The sequence below is a fragment of the Sphingomonas sp. S2-65 genome, assembly GCF_021513175.1.
Lineage (GTDB): Bacteria > Pseudomonadota > Alphaproteobacteria > Sphingomonadales > Sphingomonadaceae > Sphingomonas.
Genome location: NZ_CP090953.1, coordinates 1119447 through 1135467, shown reverse-complemented (window position 1 = coordinate 1135467; position 16021 = coordinate 1119447). Strand labels below are relative to the sequence as shown.

The 16021-nt window shown below is 66.2% G+C and carries 9 protein-coding genes; 5 read left to right on the top strand and 4 right to left on the bottom strand.

The annotated features are described in order from the left end of the window. Nucleotides 1-119: 119 nt before the first annotated feature. From LZ586_RS05260 to LZ586_RS05250, 3 genes are read right to left on the bottom strand one after another with little or no spacing between them, the layout of a single operon-like run. On the bottom strand, nucleotides 120-3194 hold the full coding sequence (locus LZ586_RS05260; RefSeq protein ID WP_235078621.1) for a TonB-dependent receptor: 3075 nt from the start codon (nucleotides 3192-3194) through the stop codon (nucleotides 120-122). 23 nt (nucleotides 3195-3217) lie between these two features. Continuing rightward, on the bottom strand, nucleotides 3218-4147 hold the full coding sequence (locus tag LZ586_RS05255) for a FecR family protein (protein ID WP_235078620.1): 930 nt from the start codon (nucleotides 4145-4147) through the stop codon (nucleotides 3218-3220). Further along, on the bottom strand, nucleotides 4116-4664 hold the full coding sequence (locus tag LZ586_RS05250; RefSeq protein WP_235078619.1) for an RNA polymerase sigma factor: 549 nt from the start codon (nucleotides 4662-4664) through the stop codon (nucleotides 4116-4118). Before LZ586_RS05250 ends, LZ586_RS05255 begins: the two co-directional genes overlap by 32 nt. Before the next feature lie 280 nt (nucleotides 4665-4944). Between LZ586_RS05250 and LZ586_RS05245 the strand changes: the two genes are divergently transcribed. The 5 genes from LZ586_RS05245 (at nucleotide 4945) to LZ586_RS05225 (ending at nucleotide 14897) form a co-directional block, all read left to right on the top strand. Further along, nucleotides 4945-7548, top strand: a complete 2604-nt coding sequence (locus LZ586_RS05245) for a TonB-dependent receptor (RefSeq protein WP_235078618.1) — start codon at nucleotides 4945-4947, stop codon at nucleotides 7546-7548. Nucleotides 7549-7558: 10 nt separating this feature from the next. Continuing rightward, nucleotides 7559-8989, top strand: coding sequence for an alkaline phosphatase family protein (locus LZ586_RS05240; RefSeq protein ID WP_235078617.1), 1431 nt, complete (start codon nucleotides 7559-7561; stop codon nucleotides 8987-8989). Between the two features lie 66 nt (nucleotides 8990-9055). Continuing rightward, entirely contained in the window at nucleotides 9056-12088 is a 3033-nt protein-coding gene (locus LZ586_RS05235; RefSeq protein ID WP_235078616.1) for a TonB-dependent receptor, read from the top strand. Nucleotides 12089-12114: 26 nt separating this feature from the next. Continuing rightward, entirely contained in the window at nucleotides 12115-13743 is a 1629-nt protein-coding gene (locus tag LZ586_RS05230; RefSeq protein ID WP_235078615.1) for an alkaline phosphatase D family protein, read from the top strand. Between the two features lie 26 nt (nucleotides 13744-13769). Beyond that, nucleotides 13770-14897: a hypothetical protein gene (locus LZ586_RS05225; protein ID WP_235078614.1), complete on the top strand. Its 1128-nt coding sequence runs from the start codon at nucleotides 13770-13772 to the stop codon at nucleotides 14895-14897. 54 nt (nucleotides 14898-14951) lie between these two features. Here the strand turns inward: LZ586_RS05225 and LZ586_RS05220 are convergent, their stop codons facing one another. Continuing rightward, entirely contained in the window at nucleotides 14952-15989 is a 1038-nt protein-coding gene (locus tag LZ586_RS05220; protein WP_235078613.1) for an aldo/keto reductase, read from the bottom strand. Nucleotides 15990-16021: the final 32 nt, after the last annotated feature.

The window sequence follows — 16021 nt, the reverse complement described above, 5'->3', positions numbered from 1 at the left end:
ACTCCGCCAGCGGGCAGTGCTGCCCGCTGGCTCGAGACGTGGTGCTCGGGTCGGGCTGTCGGAATACGCTTCCTGTCGCGCTCGGCCGTCCTGCGATGCGCCCGTTGGACTACCTTGCTTCAAAGTTTCAGCTTGGACGAGACGAAGAAGTATCTTCCAACCTGATCGTAGATCGCCGTGTCCTTGTAGACGGGGTAGATTCGCGGCGGCCTTTGGTTCGTCGCGTTGCGCACGCCTGCCGAAAGCATCATCCCGCCGGGGAAGTCGTGGCTCGCCGTCAGATCGGCGTAGAGATAGGGCGGCAGCCTGTTGCGATCATAGACTTCGTCGGACGCGGCGCTGATGTCGTAGCGGCTCGCGCCGATGAACCGCAGGCTCAGTCCGACGCCGACCCGGCGCCCGCGCCACGAGGCCTGGCCGCTCGCCTGCAGCTTGGGATGTTGCCAGTCTCCGTCGTAGCGGACGTCGCCGACGACGAGGCCGGGCGCGCTCTGAACGATGTGGCGGAGCAGATAGGTGCCGTTGAGTTCGAGCGACAACTGCCCGCCGCTCCGTTCGTTTTCATATGCCAGGCCGAAGTCCAGCCCGCGCGCCACCATGCGCGAGGCATTGACCTGGCTGGTCGCGATGCTGGTGGCGCTGCCGGTTGCGGGATCGCGCGTCACGGCGGCGCAGAACGGGTTGGCGATGCTGGGCAGATCGACGCAGAGGTTGAGCACCGTAGTATAGTCGAACTGCGTCACGGCATCGCGAATGTCGATGTTCCAATAGTCGAGCGTGAACTCGGCACCGGGCAGGAAGCCCGGGCGCAGCACGCCGCCAAGGGTGAGACTGTTCGAAGTTTCCGGGCGGAGGTCCGGATTGCCCCGGGTGGTGACGACCGGGCCGACCTTGAAGTCGCCCAGCGGCACGACGATGCCGAGCGCCCGGCAATTGGCCGAGCGGGTGGGGTTCTGATAATAATCGGCGGCTTCGCACGGATCGGTGATCGAGCCTGTCTGCCGCAGGATCGGGACTTCATAGAGCTCGCCGAAGTTCGGCACCCGCACGCTGCGCGAGCCCATCGCCCGGAACATCATGCCGCGCGACGGCGACCAGGTGCCGCCCAGCTTCCAGGTGCCGGTACTCCCTATCGAATTGTAGCGTGAGGCGCGGTAGGCGCCCTCCAGATCGAGGCTCCTGGCGAACGGCAGGTCGCGCAGCAGCGGCACCTTGGCCTCGCCATAGGCCTCCCACACGCGTTGCTCGGCCGCGAGGTCGGGATGCACGGTGTAGCCCGACCCGCCATAGGCGTATTCGCTCGCGGCCAGCGGATCGTCGCGCGTCCGCAGCGCCTCGCGCCGGTGCTCGACCCCGAGCACTGCCTGCACGTCGCCATGCGGCAGCGACACCGCACGTCCCAACAGGCTCAGGCCCCAGATCGCCTGGGTGTTGAGCCGCCGTTCCTTGCGGGTGCCGAGCACATAGCCGGCGAGTGCGCGTGAGGGTGGTGCCTGGCTGAAGATGTCGAGCGGGACGCAGCCCGCGGCGCGCGCGGCCGGATCGCGGCAGACCGGGCGCCCGGTGGCCGGGTCGGCGATCGCATCTCGCGCGGCAAGCCAGTGCGAGGCCACGGGGTTGTTGGTGGTGCGGACGTCGTCGGTCATCCGGCCATATTGGTGGAATGCGCTCCAGCGGAACGCCTGCCCGAGATCACCGTCCAGCTGCTGTCCCACCGTCAGCGTTCGGCGGCGATGCGTTTCGCGCATCACCGGGAAATTGCCATAGGTCCGGTCGATCCCGATCGCGGCGAGCCCGTTGTCGGCCATGAAGCGGCGCACCCCGTCGGGCAGGAAGGGGTTGTCGAGCCTGGCGACCGCTCCGCCCGCGCCGGTGAACCAGGTCGTGCGGCTGTCATCGCGGTGGAGGGGAAAGCTGGCGGTGCCGCGATAGTCCGATCCGCCGAGATCGGCATAGCCGCGATAGGTGAGCGTGTCGCTTAGTGCGTAGTCGAGCCGGCCCAGCGCGGCGATCGCATCCAGTCCGCCGCGAAGCTGGTCGGCATCGCGCAGGTTGCGGCCGTCGCCGCCATTCCCATAGCTGAACTGGCCGGGATAATAGCTGCGGTCATATGCGGCCGGCCGCGGCACGCCGCCCTCGACGATGTAGGACTGACCCGCGACGTAGAAGCTGGGCAAATAGGAAAAGTAGATTTGCCGGAAGTCGGCGATGGTGACCTGATCGGGGATGCCGTCGTTCGCGCCCTTATTGTCGGGATTGGCGACGCTGCGCAGATAGGAGTTGTAGCGCTGGGCATAGGCTAGCGGCGCCACGCGGGAATAGGTGCCGCCGAGCACCAGCGATCCGCGGCCATCGGCGAAGCCGGCGCCGGCCGACAGCGAGATCGCGCGCTCGCCGGCGTCGCCGCGCTCGGACACACCCTGCGTCGCCGACAGCGTCACGCCTTCGACGCGCTTCTTCGTCACGATGTTGACTGCGCCGGTCACCGCGTCGGCACCGTAGATCGCGGTGGCTCCGCCGGTGATCACTTCGATGCGGTCGATCATCACCGCCGGGATCATCGTGATGTCCACCGCGGAAGAGCGCGCCGAGCCGGAGACGCGGCGCATGCCGTCTATAAGGGTAAGGCTGCGATTGGGGCCCAGTCCACGTAGCGACACCGACGAGACGCCTGCGTCCCAGGGCTGGCCGAACGCGTTGTTGAGCCCGATACCCGCCGCGACCGATGCTTCGCGGGTGAGCACGTCATAGGCCGAGTTCCGCCCGAACCGCGCTTCCGCTTCGAACTTGACGACGCGGACGGGCATGGCCGAACCGGTCCTGGCCTGGGGTATGCGGGATCCGGTGATGACGATCGGCTCGGGATCGGCGACGACGGGTGGTCGGGTGTCGATCGCCAGTACCGCGAGGCTGCCGTCGAAGGAAAGGACGCGCAGGCCCGAGCCGGCAAGCAGGTGATCGAGCGCGGTGCGGACGGGCATTCGGCCACGCACTCTTGCCGTCTGGCGACCGCGCGCGGCATCGCCGGAAACGAGGACCTGGATGCCGGCTTGGCGCGAAAAGCGGCGCAGGCCCGCGGCTGCCGGCTGGGCGGGTACGTCGAAGGCGCGCCAATCCTGCGCCTGGGCGGCGGGCGCGCCGCTGAAGGTGCTCAGCGCGGCGCCTATCGCCAGCAGAGTTGCACGATTGGGCATCGACGCAGCGCCTTAGTTCGCGCTCAAGGCTTCCCGATGACCAGCGTTCCGTGCTGCTCGCGAACGCGGGTGCCGCTCAGCGTGGCGGCGGCCTTGGCGAACTGGTCCGGGCGATCGGATCGGAAGCGCCCCACGATCGGGACGCGGCCGGTGGCTGGATCGGCGATCACGATACGCACCGCGTTGACCTGGTTGAACCGCTTCGCCGCGTCGGCGATCGAGATGTCCTCGAACCAGAAGCTGGCAGGCGCCGCAACGGACTGGATCGCCGGGTCGATCGTCAGCGCATTGCCCGCGTGGAGCATCACCGCGCGATCGCGTGCGCCCTCGCGCCACACCCGCACGCTGCCTTCGCGCACGCGGACCGCGCCGCCCTGTGCACCGACGCGGCGTACCGAATACACCGTGCCGGTCGCCTCGGCATAGACGAGCCCCGAGCGGACGACGAAGGGGCGCTGGCGATCCTTGGCGACATGGAAGGTGGCCGCGCCGCGCTCCAGGGTGATCTGGCGGAGGCCCGCGCTCATCCGGGCTGTGACCGCGCCATCGGCGGCAAGCGCGACCGACGAGCCGTCGGCCAGCGCCAGTTCGCGCGCCGATGGCGGCGCGGGGGCACGCAGCGCCGGTACGCCGAGGAACAGCCCGGCAACCGCGCACGCCGCAATCGCCAGCCCTGCGCCCACCGCGCGCCGCGGGATCGCCCAGCAGCGGCGCGTGGCGGAGAGGGGCAGATCGTCGTTGCCGGCTATTGGCAGAGTGCGGGCGGCCACGGCTCCCTCGAGCACATGATAGGACGCCTGCGCGCGCAGATATGCGCCCGCATGACGGCGATCCGCCGCGAGCCATGCCGCGAGTTCGGCCTCTCCGGCAGCATCCATGCTGGAAAGCGCGTCGCGGGCGACCCAGTCGGCAGCCTGCGCGTCAATGCGTTCCCGTGTCTCGAGCTCCGTCAAACGACGCCGCCTCCTGGCTGTTGATACCCTCGTCCTGATCCGCGGCCATTTTCATCACGCGTCGGATACCGCGGGCTACATGATTTTCGACGCTGTGTTCGCTGATCCCCAGCCGCTCCGCCGTCTCGCGCTGCGACAGCCCCTGCAGGCGGCGCAATTCGATGACGCGCCGACAGGTGAGCGAAACCGCGGACAGAAGTTTGTCGATTCGTACGAGCTCCTGCCTGGCCTCGACCGCGCGATCGGCACGGGGATATTCATCCTCGACGCTGCAGAAGTCGAAATCCGTCACCGCTTTCTGCCCGGCGACCTTTTCGCGCCGGAAAAGGTCCATCGCGATCGAGCGCGCGGTGGTGAAGAAATAGGCGCGGCCGCTTGCGATATGGTCGATCGTGTCGAGCGCGGCGAGGCGGCAAAAGGCTTCCTGGATCACGTCGTCGGGGTCGAGCTGGCTGCCCCAGCGCCGCACAAGCCAGCCGCGCACGTCGGCCTCGTGCGGCAGGATCTCCCGCGCCACCCATCGAACGATATGATCGCGTTGCGCCGTCATGACCTGCGCGGCCGACTCCGAAGCTGCAGCACCCAACCCATGTTGGGCCTGGGCACGCCCTAGCCTCGCTTCGATGACGTCCCGGTGACAGTCCTCGTGCTGCCGATGTCTGCCAGAACGTCGCGCACTCGCAACAAACCTGTCGTCAAACTGTAATTTAATTTCACGTGACGGAAACTTTCTAATCCCGCGTCGGAGAGCTGTTCGCTTTGACCACCGGGGGGTTTTCGTGTCGTTTCAGGATCGAATGGGTTTCGCGTCGCTTGGCGCATTGGCGCTCGCCATGGCTTTCCCGGCTGCGGCGCAGGTCGCTTCCCCACCGGACTCGACCGATGATGGCGAAGTCGTCGTCACGGGCAGCGCGCTGCGCAACCAGGAGACCATTTCGCAGCGTCGCAAGGCGCTGGGGATCGTCGACTCGATCGGGCAGGACGATACCGGCGACCTCGCCGATGAGACGCTGGCCGAGGCGTTGATCCGCCTGCCCGGCGTCAACGACATGCAGACGCTGTATGGCGAGCAGACCGCCAAATACATGTCGATCCGCGGCATCTCGCCCGACCTGAACTTCGTCTCGTTCGACGGCATCGGCATGTTCTCCGCCTCGAATGACGGCGCCGGCAGCCGCCGCGTCGACCTGGCGCTGATCCCCACCCAGGTCGCGCAGACCACGCAGGTCTACAAGACCTTCACCGCCGACCTCGACGGTGGCGTGATCGGCGGCGCTACCAATATCGTTCCCTACAGCGCGCTCGACGGGCGCAATCAGTGGAACCTCGACGCGCGCGTGGAATACCGGCCGAGCTCGACCGACGTGGATACGCGCAATGCGCTGGGCGACTATGCCGACACCAAGTTCGGCGGCAGCATCAAGGGGCTGATCGTCCAGCGTTTCGGTGCGCAGGATCAGTTCGGCGTGGTGGCGAGCGCAAGCTACACCCAAGAATCCTGGACCGCGTCGAAGCCCAACATCAACGCGCGCACCTATCTGACCGCAGCGGGCCGGCCCGCGAAGGAAGATCTGTCCGACTGGGACGGCAACGCCGCGATGCCGAACCGCGTGCGTACGCTGAACTATACCAAGTTCCGCAAGCTCTATGGCGGCTATCTGGGCCTCGAATATCGCGCGGCGCCCAACGTGACGCTCTCGGCTTCGGCGTTCGATTATCGCCAGGACGAGGATCAGACCCTCAACGACTACCGCGTCGACAGCATCGCCAGCCCGGTTTATTCGAGCCCCAACGTTGCGCGGATGAAGATCGGCGTGATCCGCCCCTTCGTGAACTATGACCGGTTCGCGACCGAATCCCGCGGTGCCATCCTCAAGACCCGGTGGGAAATCGATCCCGCCACCGTGCTCGAACTACGCGGCGCTTATGGCCTGAGCACGTTCGACAACACCGATCTTGGCGCCGCCTACACCTACAGCCCCGCCGCCGACTTCGTGACCTTCGACATGAGCAAGCCGCGGCCGACGTTCGAATTCTCGAACCCGGCCGACATGGTCAACCTGGCCAATTACCGCGCCTATTCCGCAGCCGACAGCACCAACGCCGCCGACTTCGAATCCTGGGAAGGCCGCGGCGACCTTCGCCACAATTACTCGAGCGACAGCCTGGGCCTCGGCTTCGCCGCCGGCGTGGATTTCCGCACAGTGGACGCAGCGCGCGACATGACCACCACCAACTATGTCGTTCCGGCGAGCGCGATCGGCGCGATCGGCTTCGTGCCCGGGAACGCCTCGTTCGGCTTCCCCTATCAGACGGTCTATGTCGACCTCGCCAAGTTCAACGCGCAGGTGAAGCCGTCGCTGGCGGTCAACCCCGCGTCGAGCGCCAGCGCCTCCTTCGCCAGCGACTATGGTTATCGCGAGTCGATCCTCGCCGGCTACGCCAATGCGATGTTCGCGGCCGACCGCACCCGGATCATCGCCGGGGTCCGGATCGAGGATGTCGATTATCGGGCGAAGGTCCCGCAACGGGTGGGCACCGTCTTCAACGGCACCGAGCAGCGCTATGACGGCGGCTATCGCTATGCGCTGCCGTCGGTCAGCGTCACGCAGGACTTCTCGGATACGCTGCGCCTGCGCGCGGCCTATTCGAAGTCGCTCGGCCGTCCCGCGTTCAGCGACATCGCCCAGGCCGAACTCGTCAACAACGAGAGCCTGACGATCACCAAGGGCAATCCGGACCTTCGTCCGCGCAAGGCCGACAATTTCGACCTGGCGCTCGAGCAATATTTCAACGGCGGAGACGGGCTGGTCGCGCTCAGCGGCTTCTACAAGAAGATCGACGACGAGATCTTCGAGCTGCGCACCACGCAGGATCGCGGCGGCATACTCTATGACGTGACCACCCCGCTCAACGCGACCAGCGCGTCGCTCAAGGGCATCGAGCTCCAGTTCATCGACAATGACATCGCCTGGCTGCCGGGCCCGCTGCGCAACAAGATGGGCGTGTCGTTCAACGTCGCGCGGATGTGGGCGCACATGTCCTATGTCTCGGGCGGCAACACCATCGAACGCGACAACCTGCTGTTCCAGCCCGACTGGGTGATCAACGCCAGCACCTATTTCAAGCTTCCCGGCGATGGCGAGCTGCGCGTCGCCTATCGCTGGGCCGACAAGAACCTCAACACCGTCAATGCCCAGCCTTATGCCGATTACGTGCTCAAGGCGCGCGGGCAGATGGACGCGTCGCTGCGGCTGCCGATCACCGAGCGCGTGATCGTCAAGCTCGAAGCGAACAACCTGCTCGGCAACGATTACAGCATGATGCACGGCTATTTCTCCGAGCGGTATACACTGACCCAGGACCGCAAGTTCTTCGCCGGCATCGTGTTCAAGAACTGAGGGTGGCGTGATGACCAGCTTCACTCGCCGCCGCCTGTTGCAGCGCACCGCACAGGGCCTCGCTTTCTCGGCTGGGGCCACGCTGATGCCGCCCAATGTCCGCAAGGCACTCGCGCACGCGCCGCGGCGCAGCGGATCGATCCGCGACATCAAGCATGTCGTGATGCTGATGCTCGAGAACCGTTCGTTCGATCATTATTTCGGCACGCTGCCGGGGGTCCGCGGCTTCGGCGACCCCAAGGCGATGACGCTGGCGAGTGGGCGGAGCGTCTTCCACCAGCCCGACGCGCAGCATCCCGACGGCTATATGCTGCCCTTCCACCTCGACACCCGCGACAGCGCCGAGCTGATCCCGTCGACCAGCCATGCCTGGGCGACGCAGCACGCGGCGTGGAACGGCGGCAGGATGGACAATTGGCTGCCCGCGCACCGCGCAGCCGATGGCGAGCATGGGCCCTATACGATGGGCTATTTCAAGCGGCAGGACATCCCGTTCCACCACGCGCTCGCCGACGCCTTCACCATCTGCGACGGCTATCATTGCTCGGTGCTGAGCTCGACCCGGCCCAACCGGCTTTATTATCTCACCGGCACCATCGACCCGGAGGGGCTGGCCGGCGGTCCGCACACCACGCAGAAGACGCCCAAGGAAGGTCTGCGCTGGACGACCTATGCGGAGCGGCTGGAAGCCGCCGGCGTCAGCTGGAAGGTTTACCAGCACGCCGATGATGGCACCGGCTTCAACGTGCTGCGGCTGTTCAGCCAGTTCATGGACGCAGGGCCACAGTCGCCGCTGCGGCTCAAGGGCATGCCCGCCGCGTCGGACGGCGAGTTCGAATGGGATGTGATGCACGATCGGCTGCCCGCCGTGACTTGGCTGTGCCCGAGCAACGAGGCGTCGGAGCATCCGCACAACTCGATTCCGTCCGCCGGCGCCGAGTTCATCGCCGCCAAGCTCGACGCGCTCGCCGCGAATCCCGATGTGTGGGCGAAGACTGCGTTCATCCTCAATTATGACGAGAATGACGGGCTGTTCGACCATGTCGCGCCGCCCGTGGCACCCGAGGGCACCCCGCACGAATTCGTGAACGGCGTGCCGATCGGCGCCGGCTTCCGCGTGCCGGCGATCATCATCTCGCCCTGGACCGCGGGCGGGTGGGTGTGCAGCCAGAATTTCGACCACACGTCGGTGCTGCAGTTCCTCGAACAGGTCACCGGCGTGCGCGAGCCCAACATCTCGCCCTGGCGCCGCCGTAGCTTCGGCGACCTGACCGCGGCGTTCCGCTTCGGCGCGCCGCCCGCGCGATTGCCGCAGCTGCCGAGCACCGCCGGACTGTTGCATCGCGGCCGCCACGCCAAAGGGCATCTCGAGCCGCCGCCGCTGCTCGAGGAGCAGCTGCCGCCGGTGCAGGAACGCGGCGCACGCCACCGCATCGGCTGACCGGCCACCTTTTCACGCAAGTTCAAATCCGGCCCGCGCCCAGGCGCGGCTTCTCAGGGGGTATCCATGACGTATCGGCAGTTCCTTCTTTGCAGCGGCGCGGCGGCAATCGCCTTCGCCCATGCCGTACCCGTACACGCGCAGGCCCAGGCCGAGGGGCCGTCGGCCGGCGCAGCCGCTGAGCAGGCGCGTGGCGAAGGCAGCGTCCGTGGCACGGTGTTCAACACCGTCACCGGCGACTATGTCCGCAATGCCGAAGTGCGCGTGGCGGGGGCCAGTGCCGTGACCTATTCGGAGGAGGGCGGTGTCTTCCGCCTGGGCAACCTGCCCGCGGGCGAGGTGCGCATCGTCGTGCGCTACACCGGACTGGCCGAGCAGGTGATGACCGCGACGGTGGTTCCGGGTGAGACCGCCACGCTCGACTTCCGCCTCTCCGCCCAGTCGCTCGACGGCGTCGGGACCGAGGGTGAGAATTCGGTCACCATCACTGCGATCCGCAACGGTCAGGCCGCGGCGATCATGGAACGCCGCGCCGCGACCAACGCCAAGACGGTCGTCGCCGCCGACAATTACGGCCTGCTGACGATGGGCGATGTCGGCGAGTTCATGAAGCAGATGCCGGGCATCTCGCTCGATTATACCGAAGTCGACGCCACCAGGGTGCGCATCGGCGGCCTCGATCCGAAATATTCGACCTTCACCACCGATGGCGAGCGCATGGCGACCGCCACGTCGAACAACAACAATGGCCGCGAGAACTCGTTCGAGCAGATGTCGATCACCGGCATCGAATCGATCGAGCTCAACAACACGCTGACCGCACGGATGGATGCCGATGCTCCGGGCGGGTCGATCAACCTGCGTTCAAAATACGCGTTCCAGCGCAAGGGGCGGACGCTGCGCCTGCAGGTCGGCGGCATCGGCACTTCGGATTCGAGCCTTTCGCCGATCTATCTGCCCGACGATCGCAAGCACGCCACGATCAAGCCCTCGGTCTCGTTCGGCTATGGTGACGTCTTTCTCGACGGCACGCTCGGCATCGCCTTCAACGCCAGCTACAACGCCAATTTCGTCCAGCAGGACCGCATCCAGACCGACTGGTCATACCTCGCCGACGGGCGCGTCCTGCCGTATCAGGTCATGTGGCGCCCGGGCCCCAAGGAAACCAGCCGCACCGCCGCCAATCTGAATCTGGACTATAAGGCCAGCGACGCGCTGACGCTGTCGCTGCACGGCACCTATTCGTTCTACGAAGTCGAATATTTCAACCAATACACCTATCTGATCTTCGGCACGACGACGCGCTCCTACGCCTCGGCTGATTCGACTCCGACGCACATCGTCGTCGCGCCGAACCTGACCAATACGCGCCTGCACACCCAATATTCGCACCGTTATGCCGGCACCCCGGCGATGCTGATCGCGCCCAAGCTGGAATATAAGGACGACAGCTTCGAAGCCCTCGCCCGCGCCAGCTATTCGAGCTCGGAGTTCAACTTCCGCGACAACGACAAGGGTTTCTTTTCGCGGACCGACAGCCGGCTGACGCGGATCGGCTTCACGCTCGACCGTGCCTCGGAAAGCTCGAACGAATGGACGCTGGCGCAGACCGCCGGCCGGCCCTGGGGCGATCCGACCAGCTACAATCGCGACGACGATATCGGCAACAACATCCGCACCTCGCAATCCGACGCGCGCAACGAGATGTATGGCGGCAATCTCGACCTGACGAAGAAGGCCTATCTCGGCACCGTGCCGGTCTCGTTCATGGCCGGCGCAGGCGCTCGCATCAACGAGTGGACCACCGACGAGGGCGCCTACGACCAGTTCCAATATGTCGGCCCGACCGGCGACCTCACCCAGCGCGCGCTGGAAGCGGTGATCCCCGCCACCCAGCGATACAAGTTCGAGATCATCGGCTTCGACGCGGGCAACCTTAACGCGCAGAACTGGCGCGCCGACAGCAACTATGCCGTCTACGACATCTACAAGGCGCACCCCGAATATTTCGTACCGGACACGATCGGAAACCTCCAGCGCGACCTCGACAACAGCAAGCGCGTCAAGGAAACCATCGCGTCGGCTTATGCCGAGGTGCAGGGCCAGGCGGGCCGCGCCAAGTTCGACCTCGGCCTGCGCTATGAGAATACGCGTACCGAGGCGCAGATCGCCGACATCCGTTCGGAAGCCGAGGTTCGCGCCGCCGGATTCAACTCGGCCACCGTGGCGGGGCTGCTGTACAAGTACAACAATGGCGCCTTCGGCACCCGCAAGGGCAAGTACGAAAACTGGTTCCTGAGCGGCGGACTGAAGTACGACTTCACCGACCGCCTGGTCGGGCAGGTCTCGTTCAGCCAGTCGATCCTTCGCCCCGATTATGGCAATCTCGGCGGCGTCGTTTCGATCAACGACGACGCGCAGACCGTGACCGTCCCGAACCCGCTGCTCAAGCCCGAGCAGTCGGTAAAATACTTCGCCAGCCTGCAATACTTCCTGGAGCCCTCGGGCATCCTCGGCATTTCCTATTACAAGCTCGACATCAAGGACATGCAGGTCACGGGCATCGAAGTCGATCCCGCGGCGGTCGGCTTCGACCCCAACGAATATGCCGGCTACATCTTCCGCAGCGCGCAGAACCTGCCCGGCACCAGCACCAACAACGGCGTGGTCGTTGAATATGACCAGCAGCTGACCTTCCTGCCGGGCGTGCTCAAGGGGCTCGGCCTGCGCGGCTCGGCGACGTTCGTCGATCCCGATGGCGAGCGCGTGAACCTGCCCAAGCAGTCGGCGAACTGGGGTGTCCGCTACAGCCTTGCCGGCTTCGACGCGCAGCTGACCGGCAACTGGCAGTCCAAGTACCGCGTCAGCGCGCTGAGCAACACGCCGACGACCGCCAATAACGGCATTCTCTATCACACCGATCGCGCGCTCTGGAACCTGAGCCTGGCCTACAAGATCGACAAGAACTTCGAGCTGCTGATCGCCGGACGCAACATCTTCAACTCACCCGACATCATCTACTCGAACGAGCGCAGCCGGGTGCGCTCGTACACGGTGTACGGATCGATGTGGAATGTCGGCCTGAAGGCCGCCTTCTGACCTGCCCTTTTTCGAAAGACGATGTCATGGCTCTTATGATCAATCGCCGCGGGCTGGTGCTCGGCGCGGGGCTTGGGCTCGGCGCGCTGCTGGTCCCCGGAGGGCAGGCGCTCGCCGCGCAAATGCTCGGCGCGCAGGGTTTCACCCATAGCGTGGCGAGCGGCGAACCCGCGGCGGACTCGATGCTGCTGTGGACGCGCTATGTGCCCCGCGGCGGCGTAGACAGCGTGCGGCTCGAGGCCGAGGTGTCGCTTGATGCAGAGTTCAGCCGGCCGATCCCCGCCGGCACGATCCGCACCGGCGGGTATCGCGACTGGACTGCCAAGATCACCGTCGACGGCCTGCGACCGGGCACCGTCTATTATTATCGCTTCATCGCTCCCGACGGCAGCAAGTCGCCCGTCGGCCGGACGAAGACGCTGCCGGTAGGCCACGTGCGCAGCTTCGGCCTTGCGGTCTTTTCCTGCTCCAACCTGCCTTATGGCCGGTTCAACGCGTATGGCCATGCCGCGGCGCGCGACGATCTCGACCTGTGGCTGCATGTCGGCGACTATATCTACGAGAACGGCACCGCGACGGTGAACCCGGACAAGTCGATCGCCGGGCGCGGGCTCGCCCCCGATCACGAGATCCTCGCGCTCGCCGATTATCGGATGCGCTATGCCTGCTATCGCGCCGATCCCGACCTGCAGCGGCTGCATCAGGTCGCGCCGATGGTGGCGCTGTGGGACGATCATGAGTCCGCGAACGACAGCTGGGAGGGTGGCGCCGCCAACCATCAGCCCGCGACCGAAGGCGACTGGAACATCCGCCGCGCTGCCGCGGTGCAGGTCTATCGCGAATGGATGCCGGTGTCGGACGAGCCCTGGAAGGCCTATCCGATCGGCACCCTGGCGACGCTGTACCGCACCGAATCGCGCCTGCTCGCCCGCACCCAACCGCTCGACATCAACGCCGCCTTCAAGTCGGGCGACGCCAATGCGCTGTCCGCGTTCCGTGACGGGCCGTGGCGCGATCCTTCGCTGACGATGCTCGGCACCACCCAGGAAAGCTGGCTTGCGCATGCGTTGCGGGCGAACGCGCGCACCACGGCGTGGCAGCTGGTCGGCATGGGGACGATCATCGGCCGCACGGTGATGCCGCGCGAGATCGTCGATTGGCTCAAGCCGGGTACCAAGAAGAGCACTGTCGATCGCTATCGCGACGGCATCCGCGCCGCCGCGCAGGGCCTGCCGATGTGGATGGACCGCTGGGACGGCTATCCTGCCGCCCGCGCGCGGCTGCTCCAGGCAGCGCAGCGTGCCGATGCCGACCTCGTCATGCTGGCGGGCGACAGCCACAATGCCTGGGCCTATTCGCTCGTCGAGGGTGGCAAGCCTGCGGGCGTCGAGTTCGCCGGACAGGCAGTGACGTCGGGAGGCATCGAAGGCGATCTGGGCGTCGATCCGGCGGTCTCGGCCGCGGGCTTCGTCGCCGCCAATCCCGAGCTCGACTGGGCCGATACCAGCCGGCGCGGCTATATGATGGTCGACGTCACGCCGCGGCGCGTGACGGGCAACTGGCTGTTCCTGCGAACGACCCAGGAGCGTGACCTCGCGCTTTCGGGAACCCACCGCATGCATGTCGAGCGCGGCCGCCGCGTGCTGGCTGCCTGATCCCCTCATCTAGCGAGTTCATGCCGATGCCCCGCACTTCCTGGCTGCTTCCGTTGTTGCTGACCCTAGCGGCACCGCTGGCTGCGGATCCCACACCCGCTACGCCATTCCCGGCCGAGCAGCATGCCGGCCCGTTCAAGTCCGGCCACGTCCAGGGCATCGCAGTCGATCGCAAGCGCGGGTACATCTATTACAGCTTCACCGACATGCTCGCCAAATACGACTTCCAGGGGCGCCTGGTCGGGACGCTGAGCGGCTGGACCGGGCACCTCGGCGACCTCGACTTCAACGATGCCGACGGCCGGGTCTATGGCTCGCTCGAATATGGCAAGCAGGACGCGTTCTACATCGCCGTCATCGATGCCCGCCGGATCGACCGCGTCGGCATGAGCGTGCGCGATCACGCGCTGCTGCGCGCGGTCTATCTGCCCGAGGTGACACGCGACTATGCCGCGCCCGGGCACCGTTATGGCTGTTCGGGCATCGACGGCGTCGCCTTCGGGCCCGCCTTCGGCCGAGCGGATGGCCGTCACTATCTGACGGTCGCGTACGGCATCTACGGCGACACCGCACGCAGCGACAACGATCATCAGGTGCTGCTGCAGTACGACGCGTCGGACTGGTCGCGCTTCGCGCGGCCGCTGGATGAGGCCCAGTTGCACAAGAGCGGTCCGGGCAGGCCGCGCGCGAAGGTGTTCGTGCGCACCGGCAACACGCGCTACGGCGTGCAGAACCTGGCCTATGACGAGAGCCTGCAGCGTTGGTTCATGGGCGTGTACCCCGGCGCGAAGCCGGCGTTTCCCAATTTCGGCCTGTTCGCGGTCGACGCGCGTTCGCAACCTGTGTCCGGCGACCTGATCGGGGTGCCGGCCAGCCAGGGCACCGGATGGGAGCAGGGCCGCCGCCTGCCGCTTGTGGAAGACGGGATTGGCGATCGCGGCGGTGTGCGAGGCTGGCACCAAAAGGCCGATGTCGGCATCCAGCCTCTAGGACAGGGACGGTATTTCCTCGTGACCAACGCGAAGACGCGCGAGGGACAAAGCGCGCACCTGGCGCTCATGCGCTCGACGGGGAACCCGCAGGCCCCCTTCGGTGTCGGCGGCCGTGACACGCAAAAGGGGCAGGGCGCAGAGCCACGCATCGTGAAGCGCTGACCTGCCGCACGCGCCCTTTACGTCGCTGTTTCAGGTCGGCTGCAAAGCCGAGCGTCAACGACGCCCGGCGAGAAGATCACGTTGCTGCTGTCCCTGCCGCTCCTGCATCCAGCCGGGATATTCGCTCGCGAGCTTGCTGACCGCGTCGAGCGAGGTGAGCTCTTCGGTGGTCAGGTCCACGGTTGTCGCCGCAAGATTGTCCGCGAGTTGTTCGGGCCGCTTCGCACCCACGATCACGCTGGTCACGACGCGCTGATGCAATAGCCAGGCGAGTGCGATGCGGGCTACCGATACCCCGCGTGCCTCGGCTATCGGGCGCATCGCCGCGACTACCGCGTCGCCACGCTCCGGATCTACCGGCGGAAAGTCGAAGGCGGCACGGCGGCCGTCCGTGGATCCGCCGTCGCTATACTTGCCCGACAGAAAACCCCCAGCCAGCGGGCTCCAGACCATCAGGCCGACTTCCTCGGACAGCAGCATGGGCGCGATCTCCCGCTCCAGGTCGCGCCCGACCAGCGTGTAATAGGCCTGAAGCGAGGCGAAGCGGTGCAGCCCCAACCGCTCGGCAATGCCGAGAGCCTTGGCGATTTGCCACGCGGCCCAGTTCGACACTCCGACATAGCGGACGTGGCCATGCTGGACGAGCGTGTCGAGTGCGCGCAACGTCTCCTCGATCGGCGTCGCGGGATCGAAGCCGTGGATCTGATAAAGATCGACATGGTCGAGCTGGAGGCGCTTCAAGCTGGCCTTGCAGGCATCGATCAGGTGGTAACGCGACGCGCCACGGCCATTCGGACCCTCGCCGGTCGCGCCGAAGCCTTTGGTCGCCACCACGATCTCGTCACGCTTGACGCCGAGATTGCGGATCGCCTGGCCGGTGATCTCCTCCGATCGTCCTCCGGCATAAACGTCGGCAGTGTCGATGAAATTGACGCCCCCCTCGATCGCGGCGGCCAGGAGCGCGTCGGACTCCGCTTGGCCGAGCTGCCCGATCTTGCCCCACATGTCCTCGCCGCTGCCGCCGAACGTCATGGTGCCGAGGCAAATCTCCGACACGAACAGGCCGGTTCGGCCTAGCGTATTGTAGCGCATGATCTGGAAGCTTTCTGTGGGCGTGCGGTTCG